Origin of the sequence: Aquimarina sp. I32.4, from assembly GCF_002924285.1 — a bacterium.
In the GTDB taxonomy this organism is placed as follows: Bacteria; Bacteroidota; Bacteroidia; order Flavobacteriales; family Flavobacteriaceae; genus Aquimarina.
On record NZ_PGUB01000040.1, the window covers coordinates 1 to 18,076 of the forward strand.

Here is an 18,076-nt window from a genome sequence, read left to right on the forward strand (position 1 = left end):
TGAAACCATTTAATGGAGTGGCAACTAAATATCTACAGAATTATATGAACTGGTTTATGGTCTTGGAACGCATAAAAGAGAATAACCAACGTCTCAAATCCTTTGCCTACTATGCCCTTGCTGGACAAAATGCATGGCAAATTTGGAAAACAACAACTGAATCAGTCATATAGTAGAATATAGCCTTTTTATTCAGTATTACTTCTTTTTTTATCTTGTGCTCAGGATGATAGCCTAAATGATCTAAAAGAATTAGAAGGAAATAAAGAAGTACTAAGTAAAGAATTAAAAGAAAATTTAAATCAGGAGAAATCTTCTATTATTACAATATGTAAATCTTCACCACTTCCAAGTGGGTATGTAATCGTTGGGCAAACCACAAATTTCAGTTGTTCGTCTAGTTTGAATAATGCCTGGAGAATTAAAAGGCCTGAAAATAGAGAGACCATATGTAAATCCTCACCCTTTCCAGATGGTTATGTAATTACAGGACAAACTACAAATTTTAGTTGTTCCTCTAGGCTTGACAATGCATGGACTATAAAAAAACCTGAAAATAGAGAGACCATATGTAAATCCTCACCCTTTCCAGATGGTTATGTAATTACAGGGCAAACTACAAATTTTAGTTGTTCCTCTAGGCTTGACAATGCATGGACTATAAAAAAACCTGGGAGCAGAGAGACCATATGTAAGTCTTCTCCACTTCCAAGTGGTTATGTGATTGTTGGACAAACTACAAATTTTAGTTGTTCCTCTAGACTTAATAATGCATGGATTATTAGAAGACATTAAATAGTGCTTTAACTGTATAATAAGTAGAAGTTGCAAAATGCTCCAGATTTTATGTTCTGGAGCATTTTTTATTTTTAAAATTATTTTTATCTATTATTAGAAATAAATGATTTATAGAATCAATGTATTACTATATAAAAGGTTGTGGTCTCTGAGTGGTACTATTACTTTTTATTTACAAAATCCATTAAATCAACATCATTCCCTAATAAGATTTCGTTAGAATTAATTCTACCTTCTAATCCGTCATTTTCTAATTTTAAAACCCCACGAGGACAAACGGCAGAACAAACACCACAGCCAACACAGCTAGATCGTACAATGTTTTCACCTTTTTGGGCATAAGATCGCACATCGATCCCCATTTCACAATAGGTAGAGCAGTTACCACAAGAGATGCATTGCCCACCATTGGTAGTAATTCTGAATTTAGAAAACAATCGTTGTTGAAACCCTAAAATTGCAGCCATAGGGCAACCAAATCTACACCATGCGCGATTACCAAGAATAGGGTAGAAACCGGTACCGATCACACCAGAAAATATTGAGCCTATTGCAAATCCGTAAGTAGATCGTAGTGTTTCTGCTTTGATAAAGAATATTTTTCCTCCATCACCAAAAATATGAATACCAATTAGTAGAATAATAGTAACAAAATATCCTATAGCCCCGTATTGAGCATCTTTGCCAAGTTCTTTTCTTTTAAAGATCATAACTCCAGCAAAAATAAATGTTAGAAAACCAGCTACACTAAAAAGAAAAACCTCTTTGGTCAACCAATATTTATTGGGATCATATCCTAAATAGGTGTATACTACTGCGGTAGTCATGATTACAGAGAATACCAAAACTGTATGAATCAACCAGCGCTCTATTTTCCATGCACTTAGTTTTTTACTTGATAATTGTCTAAAAGAATCCCCAGCAGTTTCTGCGAGGCCACCACATCCGCATACCCAAGAGCAATACCATCTTTTTCCGAACTTGTAAGTAAGAATTGGCGTGATAATAAAGATAGAAGCAACACCAAAGATTAATAATGCCAAACCTATATTACCTGCATTAATGAATTCATCAATTCTATACTGTTCAAAATTATAATAATTAAGCGGCCAAACATTTTTTAAATCATAATATGGCAATTTGAATGAGTCAGAGTTTAATCGTGCCATAAATTCAGGAATGAGAAAAGCAAAACCCAGCTGGAAAAATATGACAGAAACTGTACGTATCTGTTGATAGCGATTATGTCTGTATTTTAATATAAACTTATATCCAAAAGCGATTATTGCAATAGTATATAGAGTTCCGTAGACAAACCATTGGCTTGCAGGGTTGCCACTTAATGCTCTGCTCAAAGGATCAAATAGAGCAACTAATCCCGTATTAGCCTGTCCATTGGATCCTAATCCAAGAAGCTCAGCCTTAAAATATAAGACAATATAAAAAGCGGTTAGCCCTACACCAGTAAGCCAGCCTATAACACCTCTGGAAGAGATAGACTTAAACCAGACACCATCATTTTTGATTCCTTTTAATTTTTTTAAGTATGCGTTATTCGCATATAGTACAATTCCAGCAGTGATTAATACCAAAGACAGTGTTAGAAACAAACCTTGATTAGGGAAGTCGGTGTTAAACATGGCTAGAATAAGGATAAAAAATCCGATCAAGCCTGTAGCCAAAGCAATTTTTTGTTGAATTGGAATCCCTGGGGTATCAGGACTTGCAAGAGACATACTATGATTTAATTTATTACTCATAACATTTTTTTTGATGAGACCTCTTTGTTTCCTTGTGAGAAATTGAAGTCTATAATTTTATTTTTTAAGCAGATTGAAGTTGTGATTTTTTATAAGATGTAAGAATAGCAGGTTCATGAGTGGCGTACAATTCTGGGTCAAAATTAGCATCAGCAAGATGTTGCATTACATAATTTACATCTCTTTTTTCGGTAAGCCAACGATCAAAAACTTCATGGCGCATTCTGATTCCGAAAGTATTGATTCCTAAAAATTCACTAGTTTCTTTGTGGTATGATATGGTAATACATTTGGTGTCATCGGTATGTATCCAATGGAACTGTTGTTCAAATTCCTTAGGATTGGCAAATACCCATCCATAGGTTTGATATTCTATATCCAAAAACTTGGCACTATTAAACCAATGTCCAGGTTTATATGCTGTTCTATTGCCACAAATAGTTTGAGCCAATGTTTCTCCCATCATTCTACCAGTATACCATACAGCTTCAATAGGTCGTCGGTTACCAATAGCCTCATGTTGTTCTGCACAATCACCAATTGCATAAATAGTAGGAATATTAGTTTCCAAAAAACGATTTACTTTTATACCACGACCTAGTTCTATTCCAGCATCTTTTAGGAAATTTATATTTGGAGATACACCAGCCGTTAGTCCAACAACATCACAGTCAATAACTTCTCCTGTTTCTTGTATGATTACCGATTTAACTTTGCTAGTACTATCAGCAACTATTTCTTTTAGATTTACTCCTAACCTTAGATCAATATGATGGTTTTGAATATGCCTGTTGATCATTGCACTCTCTCCTGCGGGTAATACGCCATCCCAAAAGCTTTTTTCTCGTACAAGAAATGTAACAGGTATATTACGAGAATGTAACATTTCGGCCAATTCTATACCTATTAATCCTCCTCCTACAATTACTGCGCGCTTACATGTTTTATTATTCGGTGCGTATTCTTCAAGTTTTTCTAAATCTTGTTTATGATACATCCCTATTACACCATCTAAATCTTGTCCTGGCCAACCAAACTTATTGGGTTTAGAACCTACTGCAAGGATGAGTTTGTCATAAGACATGACTTCTCCATCAGCTAAAACAAGTTCATTTGATTGATGATTTATAGTAGATACAAAACCACTTTTGAGTTCAATTCTATTCTTTTTCCAAAACCAGTTTTCATAAGGTTGTGTGTGTTCAAACTTCATATGTCCCATATAAATGTACATCAATGCTGTACGAGAAAAGAAATAATCAGTCTCTGCAGAAATAATGGTAATACGTTTATCAGACATTTTACGAATATGTCTGGCTGCGGTAACCCCTGAAATTCCATTTCCAATAATTATAATATGTTCCATAAAAGGTATCTGTTGGTTGTCAATAGTTATAAAGAAGTGAGTCTTCTTGGTAAGTATGTCGTATATAAATATAAGAACTTAATGAGCTGAAATAATTTAGAATCAGTCTAAAAACAAGGGGTTCTGTAAGGAGTGGGGTTTTTTATCGTACCAGTTTTTCTATTCATGGATAAAGAATAAATTCTAAAGTTGTTTGTAAGAAGGTGATTTTGAATTCGACTGAATGACCATCATTATGATAATGATATGATAAAACTTAAAATATATCGAAGGAGTCTTCAATAGTGTATACTCCTTCGATATTAAAATTGATACAGTATTTTATGAAAAATATAACAGTTATAACATTTCTTATTTTGATTCAGTTTGGGTTTTCGCAAAGTAATACTACTTTTTTTACTAAAGCAGATCACTTTTTTAAAACCTATGTGTCTAATGGTAGAATAGATTATAAAAGTATAAAAAGCGACCCATCTTTATTAGATGAGTTGCTTACTATGGCAGCAAGTGCAAAAGTAACGACAGGTTCCCCCAAGACCTATCAAGCGTTTTATATTAATGCGTATAACCTAGCAGTAATAAAAGGGATTGTAGATAAGTACCCAGTCAAATCTCCTTTGGATATCAAAGGGTTTTTTGATAAAACAACCTATACGCTGGCAGGTAAGAAGACAACGCTCAATGATTTGGAGAATAAATTACTGCGTAAAAAATTTCCTAATGAAGCGCGTTTTCATTTTGTATTGGTATGCGCAGGGTTGGGATGCCCCCCGATTATAGGAGCGGCGTATAAACCTGGAACTTTAGACAGTCAATTGCAACGCCAAACAGTTAAAGCTCTTAATAACCCAAACTTTATTAGAGTAAAAGGTAATAAAGTGCAATTATCACAGATTTTTGAATGGTACAAAGTAGATTTTACCAGAGAAGGATCAGAGGTAGACTATATAAATAAATTTAGAAAAGAGAAGATTTCTACCAAAGCAAAGGTGTCATATTATACGTATGACTGGAGTTTAAATCGAATTAAATAACCCTTATTTTTTAAAAAGAATTAATGCCAAATAAAGGTTTCTTATCAAGGTTTTTTAGAAAAAGAAATCTTGAGGGAATGTTTATAACTAAAAATTGAAAGAATGAATACAAAAAAAGTAATACTAGCAACAATAAGTCTTTTTGTTCTAGCTATAGGATTTGCGCAGGATGAAGAGGATCAAGGATCGGTGATTCAAACATTAACTCCCTCAAAACTTATAGGAAAAGGCCAGTTTGATATCAAATGGTTTAATAACTTATATACGCAGACAGAAAGTACTTTTAGTGAGGGAGACGAGCCTAGACAAACATTCTTTACTTCAACCTTAGAAGGATATACAGGAATAGGAAATAATAAACGATGGAATGTAGGAGCTATTCTTGAGTTTAGATCAAATGTAGTAGGAGATAGAGATGCTCTAGATGTTTTTAAGTTTGATGGAGAAAGTACTACTGCAAGATCAGGATTGACTTCTATAGCACCTTCTGTGAAGTTTGTTCCTTTTGAAAAAATAAATAATTTCTCTGTACAGAGTTCTTTCTTTATTCCATTGGTAGATAATGAGTCTGAAAATGGAGTTTTTCTAGATCAAAATGGATTTATCTGGCAGAACAGATTCTTTTATGATTATACATTTCCTGGAAATAAATTTCAAGTTTTTGGAGAGTTGAATTCTGAATTAAACTTTGGAAAAGAAGAGGATAGTTTTGCAAATAATAGTCTTAGGCTCACTCCTGGAGTGTTCTTTAGTTATTTTCCTAGTTCAAAATTTACGATCCTAGCCTTGGCTCAACATTCTGAGTTAATAGATCTAGGCAACGATTTTGATCAGAATTTTACAGCTCTAGGAGGAGGAGCCAAGTATCAACTGACAAAGCAATTAAATATAGAAGCATTATATACCAACTTTGTAGATGGTCGTAATACTGGTTTAGGAGAAACTTTTAATATAGGATTAAGAGCAGTATTCTAATAAAATCGTATTTTCAGCAGTAAAAAAATAGAATGAAACATCTTTTTTTACTGCTGTTGTCTTTTATTGTTTGTGCCTGCTCAGGACAACATCCAAAGATCAATGGAGTAAGTTTTGTAGGCGCACCTAATGAGATTACAGCAGCAACAATTGACCCCATAGTAAATGTAAATGCCAATTGGGCAGCGGTTATGCCTTTTGGGTTTATTAAAAGCTTAGATACTCCCAAAATAGTATTTAATATGGATCGACAATGGTGGGGAGAGCGAAGAGATGGAGCAAAAAAAACAATTGAATTACTACAGAACAGAGAGATTAATGTAATGCTAAAACCTCATATTTGGGTGTGGCATGGTAAGTTTACTGGTGATATTAATATGACCTCTGAAGAGGATTGGAAAACACTAGAAAAATCATATGAAGAATTTATCATATTCTATGCAGAACTAGCAGAAGAAATGAATACTCCTATATTCTGTATTGGTACCGAGCTACATACATTTGTTCAGAAAAGAACTGATTTTTGGAATCAGCTCATTCCAAAAATAAAAACAATATACAAGGGTAAATTAACGTATGCAGAGAATTGGGACCAATATACAAAGGTTCCTTTTTGGGATCAATTGGACTATATAGGGATTGATGCTTATTTTCCCTTATCACAAAGTAAAACACCCAATGTAGAAGAGCTTCAAAAAGGTTGGCAAAAGCATAAAAATGCTATTGTTGCATTGCATACAAAGATCAAAAAACAAGTACTGTTTACTGAGTACGGATATCGCAGTGTGTATTATACAGCCAAAGAACCATGGGACTCTAATCGATTAGAAGGTAATATTGACTTGCAGGGGCAAGAGAATGCTTTGACAGCCATATATCAAGAATTCTGGAATGAACCCTGGTTTGCAGGAGGATTCCTTTGGAAATGGTATCACAACCACAGTGAAGTAGGAGGAGCAGATAATAACAGATTTACAATACAAAACAAACCATCAGAACAACTCATAAAAGAGTTTTACTCCATAAACCAATGAATTTTTATCCTTTTGTTACTTTAGTTTTTTTTGCTACTTGTTTGAGTTTTGGGCAAAGTAAAATAATATCAGAAATTCGCATTCAAGGAAACCATAAAACTAGAACTTCTGCAATTACCAAACTCACCAATATCGAGAAAGGTAAGACTTTGGATTCTTTACAGATAGAGGAAGATATAAAGAGACTAAAGAGATTACCTTCTATTGCGCATGCATATTATCAAGTGCATGAAAAAGAAGAGGGATATGAAGTAGTTTATGGTGTAGAAGAGAATTTTACGATCATTCCCTCTGCAAATATTTATACAACCAATGATGATGAATTTGCATTTAGACTAGGATTGTATGAATTTAATTTATTGGGACGTAACATTACACTTGGAGGAATTTACCAACATGATGTTTATAGTTCTTATGGAGCAAACCTAAGAGCTCCATTTTTGTTTAATAAGAAATTAGGAGTTGCTTTTAATTATAGTAATCTTACTACTCAGGAGCCAGTATTTTTAGAAAACGGTACAGCAGATTATAAGTATAATAATACATCCTATGAGATTTTGGGATTATATCAATTTAATTTTCAAAATCGGATTGAGTTAGGAGTAAATTATTTTAATGAAGATTATGAATATAAATTTGGCGCAACAGCAGAAGGAATTCCGCAAGATTTTGATGTAAACAAATTACTGTATAAATTGATTTATGAATATGATAATCTAGATTATGATTATCAATACGTATCAGGGTTCAAAAGTACCTTGAATATGCAGTACGTGATTAGTACCGAGAATGTGTTGCCTGATTTTATTATTGGGTGGAATGATTTCTTGTATTATCATAGGATTGGTAAGAAAGGAAACTGGGCTTCGCGATTACGTTTAGGGTTGGCAACCAATGATAATTCTCCTTTTGCTCCTTTTGCAGTAGATAATAATTTAAATATAAGAGGTGTAGGTAATACGATCGACAGAGGAACGGGAGTTATTGTTCTTAATACAGAATATAGGCAAACGTTGTATGAGAAAGATTGGTTTGTATTGCAAAGTAATGTTTTTATCGATGGTGGAAGCTGGCGTAATCCAGGAGGAGACTTTGGAGATTTTGGAGATACTCAAAACTTTAGATTATATCCAGGGGTAGGACTTCGATTTATGCATAAACGAATTTTTAACGCTATTTTCAGGATTGATTATGGATACGGGGTTACAGATAATTCTACTAATGGATTTGTATTTGGAATTGGGCAGTATTTTTAATCTACTTTGTACATATAGAGAACTTATAACAATTCAAAACGGCAACAAAATATAGTCCCAATCTTGTGTTTTTCAAATTAACTGTAATGGTGCTGTCCTAAAATTTGATGAAACATTATACCGTGTTTATTTTTTAAACCTTGAGAATATGTATCTAGTGTTTTTAAGTTAGGAGTAATAATATACGGTATTTGTGATCCTTTAATTTATAGACCCTACTTTTTTCTTATAATATCGATATAACTTTTCAGGAGAAGCTCCCATCCATTTACGCATATGGATATTTAAAAAATAATACTGTAAACGCCATATGCCTATTTCTTTATAACGTCTGGCAGAAGTGATTACGTTTTTAGGAATTATCACAAACTGTTGTATGGCAAAAAGACGTTCAACAAGATCATTATCTTCATAAACAATAAATGACTCATCATAGCCATCAATTTGTTTAAACAAAGAGGTGGTTATAAATTGGCTTTGATCCCCACCTCGACATCGTTTGCTATGAAATTGAGTCAACCACCCAAGAAAACGTAACCACCAATGATTGGAGTCAAATTTCATTCTGAAACATCCTGCATTATTCCCTTTTTTGACTTCTTGTATGATATCATTATCATACCCTTCTGGGGGATAAGAATCTGCATGTAGAAAATACAGGATGTCTCCTTGTGCCATACGCGCTCCAGTATTTAATTGTTTGGCTCGCCCTTTTTGTGATGGTATAAATTTGATTGTTGTTGTTTCTTGACTAGCAAGTGTATCTATAATATCTTTAGATCTATCTGTACTACCTCCATCTACAATTAGAATTTCTTGAATATTCTTTCTAGAAAAAGAAGATTGTATTAGAATAGAGATAAGTTTACCAATAATTTCTGATTCATTAAGAATAGGAATGATAATAGATATTTTCAATGCTAGTAAATAAAGGTTCGGTTATATGGTAAATTTACTCATTTAAGCTCCAATCATATTCTTTATATCCTTTTTTTGATTGCTTCTCAATTTTTACTGAGGCATATCTGTTAATGAAGTCTTTAACGTCACCTCCATTTACTTTGAAATCCTTTTTATACCAAGTGAATATTTTTGAAATTTTTACTACTTCGTTGGTAATTGTATTTCTGGTAGGGTCATTGATAAATTTTTCAGCTTGTGTATCCAAAGCTTCATTAACATTACTTCCTGTATACGCTCTATTCCATACTACTGGACAAGAGAAGGAAGCACAATTAATAGCAAAGTGAATTCTGGGGTCTCCAAACTTTCTTAGAATCTTATGTTCTAAGTCTCCCAAACTGTGCCATTCGTTTTTAATTTTAAAGAATTTTTTCCCCCATGGATCCTCTAGATCTTTAATGCTTTTTAGGGGGTAACTATCAATAACAAGCTTGATTGTATATGCATTGTATGCATTGATCCAATATGCTAGTTTTTCCTCACGAGACCAATTTTCTTGAGGTGGATTTTGAGAAAGTTGCTTAAAATACTTATAGAGTTGTGAACTATCTCTCATAAAACCATTATAGTCTACTTTTCCTTCTTCAGAAACATTGAGTAATAAGGCTTGATCCCATGTGCTATGATCAAAATTAGTTTGAGAATGTACTTGAGTATACAGTAATGTAATTAGTGTTATTATATATAGTGGGGTTTTCATCTGTTTAAATTTTTGATTTTGTTTTTTTATTATAAAATTGTTAATTCAGGATTTAGGTTTTTAGTAGAAAATTAAAGAATGAACTTACAGTAAAAGTTTATTTTTTAATCTTATAAAGAAAAGTTGTGAGAAGGAAAAAAAGCCTTATATGGGAAACTTTTGGGAAACTTTTTTTGAAGTTAAGGTGGTAGTTTTTAATGATTTATGAGTTTTGTTGATTCTGGCGTTGCTATGAGGTGTCGGAAATATTGCCATGTTTTTTAAGTTAACTTTAACGTATTCGATAAATGAATTTAACGCTTGTTTTAACTTTCATTTAAGTTCCAATTATATTTTTTAAAGCTTTTTTTTGCTTTTGGGTTAATGGGAGTTTTAGAATATGTATTCAGAAACTGAATTAAAGAACCTTTTTTGGTAAAATCTTTGGAAAACCAAGTGAATATTTTTGAGATTTGAATACTGTTGGGGGCTATCATATTATGTTTAGAATCATTGATAAAGGCAATTGTTAATCGCTCAAGTTCCTGATCCACGTTTTGAGAAGTAAATGCTTTATCTAGAAGAGGTGGACAGGAGAAAGAGGCACAATTGATTCCAAAATGAATTCTAGGATCTCCCATTTTTCTCAAAATTCCATGTTCTATATCATTAAGAGTGTACCACTTATTTCCTAATTTAAAAAATCTCAAATCCCAAGGGTTTTTAATGTCTTTTATACTTTTTAGAGGGTAGTTATCTAGAATCAGTTTTATAGTGAATGCATTATATACATTCATCCAATAAGCTAATGTATCTGTTTCAGACCATTGATCTGTTGGTGTGTGATTGCTTAATGCGTCAAGATATTTTTTTAATATTTGATATTCCTGTCTAAAACCTTTGTAATACACTAGACCGTTTTCAGATATATGCCTTGATAATAACTCATTCCATAGATGATGATCAAAAGCTTCGCTATTGTTTTTTGATGTTTCGTTTAAAACAATAGAATTAATAATTTTTGGGGAACCTTCAATAGAATCTGTCTTTTCAATACTAATTTCTGGTTTTTCTTCTTCCTTAATCTGAGTAGTTACCTGAGGCGGAATTTCTTTTTTCTGAGATATATCATTTTCGGGAGATGTATTTTGAATAGTTTTTTTGCTTCCACCACAAGCAGAGCAGAAACAAATCAATACGATAATAAGTAGATTTCTCATAAGGTAATTATCTGGAAAATACTAAAATAGAAATAATAGGCATGACCCTTTATGCATGTAGAGATTTTTTTGAACTAGTTTGCATTATTTCAGTATAATAAATGTGTTGTGGATTTAATTCATTTATGATAGTCATGACTTGTTTTCTATAACTAGGTTGGCTAATCTTATAGTAAGATTTCTTACTTGTTCACTAGAATTTAGATTGTTTGCCAACGAGACCACGACCACTCTTTTATCAAAGTAAATTCTAAAAAAACTACTTGACCCCACTTGTGTACCGCTATGTTCAATAACTTTTTGATGTTTTGAGCTTGCCCAGACATCCCATCCTAATGTATATTCTTTCTTTGTTATTTCTTTATTTGATAAAGCTATCATAAGTTGAGTGGTCGTAGAGTTTATTAATTTATTCTCTAGGATTGCCTCTCCAAATTTGAGCATGTCTTCGGCTGTTGATATAATGCCTCCTCCAGAATATGTATAACTAAGATCGTTTTTAGGACTTCTTATAAAACCTATTCCAGTTTTAATATATAAGCCAGCCTTGTTATTGTAAGTAATATTTGTCTGTTCAATATCGGTATTTATCATTCCAGAAGGAATCCAAATATGCTTTTTCATATACTCCTGATAAGAATACCCAGATACTTGCTCTATAACAGCTCCTAAAATAGTATATCCGTAGGAAGAGTATAAGAAAGAAGTCCCTGGTTTGAATACTAGTTTTTTGTTGCTGAATCTTTTTAAAGCATCTGTACAATTGTTATAGTTTTTAAAATGAAATATTCCCATCTTTGATTTATAATGAGGAATTCCTGATGTGTGTTGTAGTAGCTGCCTTATAGTAATATCACCTTTTTCTTTTTTAGGGAATTCTGGTAAGTAAGTTTGAATAGGGACATCTAATTTTAGTTTTCCTTTTTCATAAAGCTGTAATATGGCAACAGCTGTCATAGGCTTACTGATAGAAGCAATTCTAAACAAACTTTGTGTAGTTGGTTTTTGCTTACTTTTTTTATTTATAATACCAGCAGTAGCAAGCCAAGGTTGGCAACTATCAATAGATACACCAACAGAGACTCCTAAAAACTCTTTTGATTTTATTACTGAATCTAAAATATGACCTCCTTGATTAATCAATGTGTTGTATGCATTACATTTAAAATCAGTTTTATTTTCTATAATAGAAACTGGATTTTGGGTAAAGAGATTTATACAAAAAGGTTCGGTAATCCAATAAAGAGTGTATGATATTATCAAGAAAGTAGATATAAAAAAGATTCTCATTTTTTTCATAGAATTAGATGTAATACCAATTATAAATAAAAAGATTACTGTTGGTTTGTAGTAAAGGTCTGTAAATCTTTGTGATAATAAGAGAGTGCGAAGATAAAAGAACTCTTAAAACACGCTTTTTGAGAGTAAAAAAAGAGTTATTTGTTCTCTTGTATAAAATCTTTGGGTGATTTTTGAGTAACCTTTTTAAAAACCCTATAAAAACTTGCTTCAGAATTAAAACCGCATTCTAGAGCGATACCCAAAATAGATTTAGACTTGTAGTCTTTACTTTTTAATTTATGTTTAACTTCATTGATACGATATTCATTGATAAAATCTCTGAAGCTCTTTTTGTATTCTTGATTGATAACCCTGGATAAATTTTTGGAAGAAGTATTTACAATAGAAGCTAGTTTGTCAATAGTAAGAGTAGGATTAAGAAAAACCTTATCAATTTCCATGGCCTGTTTTAATTCTTTAGAAATAGTTCTTTTTTTCACTTCTGAGATTTCTTGATTCTTTTTTTTGCTTCTTTTACGGTTTCCTATAAACGTATAATCGGGCTGTAAATATCCAGATAACCCTAGGTAATAAATTAAAAAAGCTACATAAACCATTAAGGCATCCCAATGAAACATATGAGTTTCTCGTAATTTAAAAAAAACATCTAGCAAATTATTAGTGAGTAAGAATAAACCCAAAAGAAGTGATAGTCTAAAAATATTATTTAACCAATTGAAACTAGGGTATGTATTATCTGAGATCGAATTATGTAGCCACTTTTTATAAGTATTCAGTTCTTTATAACTTATAGCTAGATAAATTATTACAGAAATTAAAATCAGATATTCTTCAAAAGTTTTTACGGTATCGAAATGTAGAGAATAGGCAATGGTATCCTTTTGAAGTGAATTAGGAACTCTCAAAGTTAAGTAATAGACAATAAAAGCATAGGCTTGAGATATTAAAAAAGGGACAAAATGCAACCAGCTTTTTTTGCTAAAATGAAATGTAGGATTTATAAGAGATCGTACATACAAGTATATCAAAGGGCCAATTAATAACTCTACTCCTATAGGTAAATATCTAAAACTAGACATCTCCCAAAGATTAAGAGTGTGTATAAGAGTTTTTATGCATAAAAAACAGAAAGAGAGTACTGCAAGAGCTAAAAATTGATTACTGTAAGCGTTTCTTTTTGATCGAAATAACAAAATACTGGTTATAATACCTTGTATAATACCAAGGGTAATAAGTAAATCGAAAAGAGAAAAGTTATGTAACAAGTTTATGTTATTTGACTGTTTCGTTTTTCTAATCTAGTTATTTTTCTCTTAGTAATAGTGATTGATCTGATTTTGTTTTTATCAAAACCAGATCAATCACTACATGAAAGAGATGTCTCTATAGGATGTTTTGTAGTGCTCTGAATAATAATCCACTAATGAAAGCTGCTATAGGAAGCGTAAGCACCCACGATAGGAGTATTTTACTAACCATTTTATAATTTGCCTTTTTGGTTACTGTGCCAATCCCAAAAATAGATCCAACAGATACATGAGTGGTTGATACTGGTAGACCATGAATACTAGCAGTAGTAACTAATAATCCTGTGATCATATTAGCCGTAAACCCTTGCCCCGAATTCATAGGAGTGATTTTTTTACTCATGATAACTCCTACTTTTTTAGCATTGATCAATCCCCCTAAAGCCATGGTTGTAGCTACAGCAATCATTCCCCATTTTATATCTAGAGTGTTAATAATAAGTAGTAATCCAACGATTTTTGGAGTATCATTGAGGCCTCTAGCAAAACTAACGATCCCTGCACTTAGATAATGCAAGCTATCCAATACTTTTTGAGCACTGATACCTAATAGTTTTCCGTTATACGTTTCAGTTTTAGTATGGTGAATTGTTGTTGTAACCTTACTTTTGGGTATTGCACTCATTTGGTGTGAAGCTATAGCCAATGTTTCTGTATCTTGTTTTTCGTCAACATAGATTCCACTATTTTTTGTGATGTTTAATTTTTTTCTAATGTACCTAAAAAGTATGTAGGTCAATAAGCTTAATATTGCAGCCATCAAGGGGCTTACAATAAGAGGAATCAGGAATGTTTTTCCTAATTTGATAAAGTTAAATTCAGAACCAATAGCCATTATCCCTGCCCCAAACAGTGCTCCTACCAAACTGTGAGTAGTAGATATAGGCATTCCAATTTTTGTAGCAATAAGTACAGTAAAAGCAGCTCCTAGAGCAATAGAGATTGCAAAAACGGGCATTTGGATCAATTCATCAGGCACCAATCCTTTTCCTGAAAAATTCTTGACGAGCTCTTCGGCTAAAAAGATAGCTGCTACAGAACCAGTAAAAGTTGTTATTGTAGCCCAGTTTATAGCTTTTTTATAATTGGTAGTGCCGCTACCAAAAAGGGTTGCAACTCCTTTAAAATTATCATTTGCACCATTGCTATATGCTAGAAAGCAAGCGGCGATAAAAAGAAGAATCAAAGTCATATTTACGGTTTTTTAAGAGTTCTAATGTATAGTCGTTTATGTTGACAGATGATGATTACTTCGTATATGATTTTCATGAATTGAAAAACAAAAATGTAGTGTGCATTTTTGTAGGGGTAAGTTTTGGGGTGATAAAAAGAGAAGTCAAAAACAGGTATGGGCTTTCGACTTCTCAAAAAAAATAGTTAGTTAGTCGTTATTTTTAGCAACACCCACCTCCATCATAGTGATATGTTGATTTGCTGATGAATATATCATCTCTATTTAAATCTGCTAAAGCTTGTGCTGTTTTATCACAAATAGCTATAGGTTGATTTTGAAGTAGGATATGTCCTTTTTTGTCATCAAAATAATCCTCATCACCATAATATATAGCAGCTTTTCCTGTGAATATACAAGGGCCATCTTCTGGCATTGGATCTTTGATTGCGGCTACTTCAATAGATTCTATATAAATAAGCTCATCTGTTTCATAATGCTTGGGATCAAGTATTCTATATGGTTTTCTAGCTCTGATTTCTATAGTACCAAAGCCTACATCGGTCAATGCTTTTACATATTCAGCAATAGGCAAACTACCACTCAGGCATAAAGCCCTTAAGCGTTCATCATTACGCAGAGTATCATTCATAGGTTGCTCACAGGTAGGGTCACTCATTACTAATCTACCATGTGGTTTAAGTACTCGATACATTTCTTTGATTGCTTTTTTTAAATCCTCTGCTTTAAAAATATTGAATAAGCAGTTTTGTGCTGCTACATCAATACTATTATCTTCTACAGGAAGATGAAGAGCATCTCCATATCTAAGATCTACAAAATCACTTTTGAACCAGTCATTTTGTGCTTCAGCTTCAACAAAGTTTTTACGAGAAGCTTCCAACATTTCGTTTACCACATCAACTCCAATAACTCCGCCTTTCTGACGAGAAAAGTAAGAGAATTGTAATAATTCCATACCTCCCCCTACGCCAACATATAAAACCTTTGGAGTATTGGTAAGGTCACGTGCATTTACTGTACTTCCACAACCATAATTCATTTCCTGCATTATTTTTGGAATTTTAAGACCTGGTAATTCCCAAATAGGATTAGTCGTGCAACATAAACCAACATCGGGAGTCAATGCAGCTTCTTTATATAGGTTATGGGTCGCGTCTAAATAGCTCATAAGTTATTTTTTGTTTTTCCTGTAAATACAAGAAACGGTTATTTTGGGTTGCAATTAATTGGGTTGAAAGTGAAAGGAGAACCTTTTATGCAATTATAAGGATTGTATGAGTTCTTTGAATAATACAATCATTTCTGGTTCTGCTTTGCCAGCCATAGCAATAATCTCATCAATATTGATGGGTTTAAGATTTTCAGGATCACACTCATCAGTAAGTACAGATACTGCCGCTACAGGAAGATCCAAATGATTAGCAACAATTACCTCTGGTACAGTACTCATTCCTACAGCATCAGCTCCAATAATTTTTAGATATCGATATTCTGCACGAGTTTCGAGTTGAGGTCCTACTACAGAAGCGTATACTCCTTTATGTAAATTGATGTTTTTTTCTTTGGCAATAGCTTCAATTTTTGAATTGATATTGGCATCATAAGGTGCGCTCATATCTGTAAAACGACTCCCTAATTGTTCAACTCCTTTAAAAGCAAGAGGAGAACCACCTTGTAAATTGATATGATCATCTATAAGCATTAATTCTCCTTTTTTAAAATTGAGATTAACAGCCCCAGATGCATTAGAAACTAATAATGTTTTAATACCTAATTGATGCATAATACGTACAGGATAGGTTACATCTTGAAGTGAGTATCCTTCATATAGATGAAAACGTCCTTGCATAACTATGACATTTTTGCCTTCTAATTTTCCATAAATTAATTTTCCCTTATGAAATTCTACTGTGGCAGTTGGAAAGTTAGGAATATGATTATAGCTTACTTCTTTTATAATTTCTATTTCATTAATCAATTGCCCTAATCCAGTTCCTAATATAATACCGATTTCAGGGTTTATGAATCCTTTTTCTTCAAGGAATTCTGTAGTTTCTTTGATGTATTTGGTCATGTTTTGTTAGCTTATAAATTTTTGAAAAATAGCAATGTCTTTAATATCTTCATAATAATCAATATCATTGCGTTCTTCTAATAATTTCACATCTTCTTTTTGAATATTTTTTAGCGTATCTCTAAGAACAGTATCTGTACCCCAGACTTTATTTTTAAAGACTTGTGAATTTAAGGATTTCATTCCAAATAAATAATATCCTCCATCTTTTGCAGGTCCTACTACATATTCATGTGATTCTAACTCTAGAAATGCATTTTCAATATCTTTCTGGCTGAGGTCATACATATCACTCCCAATAATAATGATGTTTTGATATCCATTTTCAAAACCTGCATCAAAAGCATGTTCCATACGTTGCCCCAAATCATTACCTGCTTGTTGCTGTTTTGAATAAATTTCTGAATTCCATAAGTCATCCTCACGTATCTTTACAGAATAATGAACTTCTTTTTGAACATTTAAGTTTTTGGTAATTGTAACGGTATGTTGCAATAAGAATTGATAAATTTCTAATGCTGCAGAATCGCCAATAGTAGCGGCTAGTCTTGTTTTGCATTTGCCTAGCTCAGGGTTTCGGGTAAAAATGAGAAGTAGATTTTTTTCTTTCAATTTTAGTATACTTTTTTTCCTTTATACAACCACTTACTCCACTCTTTAGAATAAGTATGAACTTTGTCTGTTACTTGGTTCTTGTTATTTAATACAGGATAATCGTTATTTTTCCAAGCAAAAATGCCTCCGTACAAATTGTGAACGTTGGTGTATCCTGCTTTTTTTAGATGTTCAGAAATATTTTCTGATCGAATTCCTAAACTACAATATACTACTATATGAGCGTTTTTGGGTATGTTTTGTTGGATTATATGTGCTATAGAAAAATGATTATACCCTACATGGATAGCATTTTCTAGATGACTTATTTGGTATTCTTTTTTCTCTCTGGCATCAAATAGTATTACGGTATCTTGAATAGCTTTTAATTCATTTACAGAGATATAAGGGATACTGTTATTATTGTGAGTATTCAATAATGTATCCAATGAGCTTTGAGCATTGCCAAAATGACCTATAAGCAGCAGTATATAAATTATTCTAATATTCATTTAGGGT

The 18,076-nt window shown here is 32.5% G+C and carries 17 protein-coding genes; 5 read left to right on the plus strand and 12 right to left on the minus strand.

The genetic code is table 11. From position 1 onward, the window contains the following. Positions 1–402: 402 nt before the first annotated feature. Positions 403–795, plus strand: coding sequence for a hypothetical protein (locus tag CVD18_RS10770; RefSeq protein ID WP_103865451.1), 393 nt, complete (start codon positions 403–405; stop codon positions 793–795). Between the two features lie 164 nt (positions 796–959). Here the strand turns inward: CVD18_RS10770 and CVD18_RS10775 are convergent, their stop codons facing one another. Next, positions 960–2,558 carry a 4Fe-4S dicluster domain-containing protein gene (locus CVD18_RS10775; protein WP_103865452.1) on the minus strand — a complete coding sequence of 533 codons (1,599 nt, stop codon included), beginning with the start codon at positions 2,556–2,558 and terminating at the stop codon, positions 960–962. 64 nt (positions 2,559–2,622) lie between these two features. After that, positions 2,623–3,924 (minus strand): NAD(P)/FAD-dependent oxidoreductase, encoded by a 1,302-nt coding sequence (locus CVD18_RS10780; protein ID WP_103865453.1) that lies wholly within the window; start codon positions 3,922–3,924, stop codon positions 2,623–2,625. Between the two features lie 323 nt (positions 3,925–4,247). Between CVD18_RS10780 and CVD18_RS10785 the strand changes: the two genes are divergently transcribed. The 4 genes from CVD18_RS10785 (at position 4,248) to CVD18_RS10800 (ending at position 8,223) form a co-directional block, all read left to right on the plus strand. Then, complete coding sequence (locus CVD18_RS10785; RefSeq protein WP_103865454.1) at positions 4,248–4,958, plus strand: DUF547 domain-containing protein; 711 nt, start codon at positions 4,248–4,250, stop codon at positions 4,956–4,958. A 102-nt stretch (positions 4,959–5,060) separates the two neighbouring features. Beyond that, complete coding sequence (locus CVD18_RS10790) at positions 5,061–5,933, plus strand: transporter (RefSeq protein ID WP_103865455.1); 873 nt, start codon at positions 5,061–5,063, stop codon at positions 5,931–5,933. Between the two features lie 32 nt (positions 5,934–5,965). Continuing rightward, a complete protein-coding gene (locus tag CVD18_RS10795) occupies positions 5,966–6,967 on the plus strand; it encodes a glycoside hydrolase (protein ID WP_103865456.1) in 1,002 nt (333 codons plus the stop codon). After that, positions 6,964–8,223: an FtsQ-type POTRA domain-containing protein gene (locus CVD18_RS10800; protein ID WP_103865457.1), complete on the plus strand. Its 1,260-nt coding sequence runs from the start codon at positions 6,964–6,966 to the stop codon at positions 8,221–8,223. Before CVD18_RS10795 ends, CVD18_RS10800 begins: the two co-directional genes overlap by 4 nt. Before the next feature lie 201 nt (positions 8,224–8,424). On the opposite strand, the gene CVD18_RS10805 is transcribed toward CVD18_RS10800, so the two are convergent. From CVD18_RS10805 to CVD18_RS10850, 10 genes are all read right to left on the minus strand, one after another. Beyond that, positions 8,425–9,141 (minus strand): TIGR04283 family arsenosugar biosynthesis glycosyltransferase, encoded by a 717-nt coding sequence (locus CVD18_RS10805; RefSeq protein ID WP_103865458.1) that lies wholly within the window; start codon positions 9,139–9,141, stop codon positions 8,425–8,427. Between the two features lie 34 nt (positions 9,142–9,175). Then, the gene (locus CVD18_RS10810) at positions 9,176–9,886 is read right to left on the minus strand and encodes a DUF547 domain-containing protein (RefSeq protein ID WP_103865459.1); all 711 of its coding nucleotides are present in this window, start codon (positions 9,884–9,886) and stop codon (positions 9,176–9,178) included. A 305-nt stretch (positions 9,887–10,191) separates the two neighbouring features. After that, positions 10,192–11,085, minus strand: a complete 894-nt coding sequence (locus tag CVD18_RS10815; protein WP_103865460.1) for a DUF547 domain-containing protein — start codon at positions 11,083–11,085, stop codon at positions 10,192–10,194. Between the two features lie 132 nt (positions 11,086–11,217). Beyond that, positions 11,218–12,375 (minus strand): serine hydrolase, encoded by a 1,158-nt coding sequence (locus CVD18_RS10820; protein WP_158250435.1) that lies wholly within the window; start codon positions 12,373–12,375, stop codon positions 11,218–11,220. 146 nt (positions 12,376–12,521) lie between these two features. Beyond that, a complete protein-coding gene (locus CVD18_RS10825) occupies positions 12,522–13,466 on the minus strand; it encodes an AraC family transcriptional regulator (RefSeq protein WP_103865462.1) in 945 nt (314 codons plus the stop codon). A 304-nt stretch (positions 13,467–13,770) separates the two neighbouring features. Continuing rightward, entirely contained in the window at positions 13,771–14,886 is a 1,116-nt protein-coding gene (locus CVD18_RS10830; RefSeq protein WP_103865463.1) for an inorganic phosphate transporter, read from the minus strand. 202 nt (positions 14,887–15,088) lie between these two features. Next, the gene (gene arsM / locus CVD18_RS10835) at positions 15,089–16,057 is read right to left on the minus strand and encodes an arsenosugar biosynthesis arsenite methyltransferase ArsM (protein ID WP_103865464.1); all 969 of its coding nucleotides are present in this window, start codon (positions 16,055–16,057) and stop codon (positions 15,089–15,091) included. Positions 16,058–16,150: 93 nt separating this feature from the next. After that, a complete protein-coding gene (locus CVD18_RS10840) occupies positions 16,151–16,963 on the minus strand; it encodes a purine-nucleoside phosphorylase (RefSeq protein WP_103865465.1) in 813 nt (270 codons plus the stop codon). 6 nt (positions 16,964–16,969) lie between these two features. Then, positions 16,970–17,584, minus strand: coding sequence for a TIGR04282 family arsenosugar biosynthesis glycosyltransferase (locus CVD18_RS10845; protein ID WP_369858596.1), 615 nt, complete (start codon positions 17,582–17,584; stop codon positions 16,970–16,972). Further along, a complete protein-coding gene (locus CVD18_RS10850) occupies positions 17,578–18,069 on the minus strand; it encodes a rhodanese-like domain-containing protein (protein ID WP_103865467.1) in 492 nt (163 codons plus the stop codon). The genes CVD18_RS10845 and CVD18_RS10850 overlap by 7 nt, the downstream gene beginning before the upstream one ends. Positions 18,070–18,076 lie beyond the last annotated feature (7 nt).

What these genes read in the sequence shown, in the direction of transcription:
- CVD18_RS10820 (WP_158250435.1), bottom strand. Translation starts at nt 12,375, where the DNA reads ATGAGAATCTTTTTTATATCTACTTTCTTGATAATATCATACACTCTT.
- CVD18_RS10825 (WP_103865462.1), bottom strand. Translation starts at nt 13,466, where the DNA reads ATGTCTAGTTTTAGATATTTACCTATAGGAGTAGAGTTATTAATTGGC.
- CVD18_RS10815 (WP_103865460.1), bottom strand. Translation starts at nt 11,085, where the DNA reads ATGAGAAATCTACTTATTATCGTATTGATTTGTTTCTGCTCTGCTTGT.
- CVD18_RS10800 (WP_103865457.1), top strand. Translation starts at nt 6,964, where the DNA reads ATGAATTTTTATCCTTTTGTTACTTTAGTTTTTTTTGCTACTTGTTTG.
- arsM (WP_103865464.1), bottom strand. Translation starts at nt 16,057, where the DNA reads ATGAGCTATTTAGACGCGACCCATAACCTATATAAAGAAGCTGCATTG.
- CVD18_RS10850 (WP_103865467.1), bottom strand. Translation starts at nt 18,069, where the DNA reads ATGAATATTAGAATAATTTATATACTGCTGCTTATAGGTCATTTTGGC.
- CVD18_RS10790 (WP_103865455.1), top strand. Translation starts at nt 5,061, where the DNA reads ATGAATACAAAAAAAGTAATACTAGCAACAATAAGTCTTTTTGTTCTA.
- CVD18_RS10780 (WP_103865453.1), bottom strand. Translation starts at nt 3,924, where the DNA reads ATGGAACATATTATAATTATTGGAAATGGAATTTCAGGGGTTACCGCA.
- CVD18_RS10795 (WP_103865456.1), top strand. Translation starts at nt 5,966, where the DNA reads ATGAAACATCTTTTTTTACTGCTGTTGTCTTTTATTGTTTGTGCCTGC.
- CVD18_RS10775 (WP_103865452.1), bottom strand. Translation starts at nt 2,558, where the DNA reads ATGAGTAATAAATTAAATCATAGTATGTCTCTTGCAAGTCCTGATACC.
- CVD18_RS10840 (WP_103865465.1), bottom strand. Translation starts at nt 16,963, where the DNA reads ATGACCAAATACATCAAAGAAACTACAGAATTCCTTGAAGAAAAAGGA.
- CVD18_RS10830 (WP_103865463.1), bottom strand. Translation starts at nt 14,886, where the DNA reads ATGACTTTGATTCTTCTTTTTATCGCCGCTTGCTTTCTAGCATATAGC.
- CVD18_RS10810 (WP_103865459.1), bottom strand. Translation starts at nt 9,886, where the DNA reads ATGAAAACCCCACTATATATAATAACACTAATTACATTACTGTATACT.
- CVD18_RS10785 (WP_103865454.1), top strand. Translation starts at nt 4,248, where the DNA reads ATGAAAAATATAACAGTTATAACATTTCTTATTTTGATTCAGTTTGGG.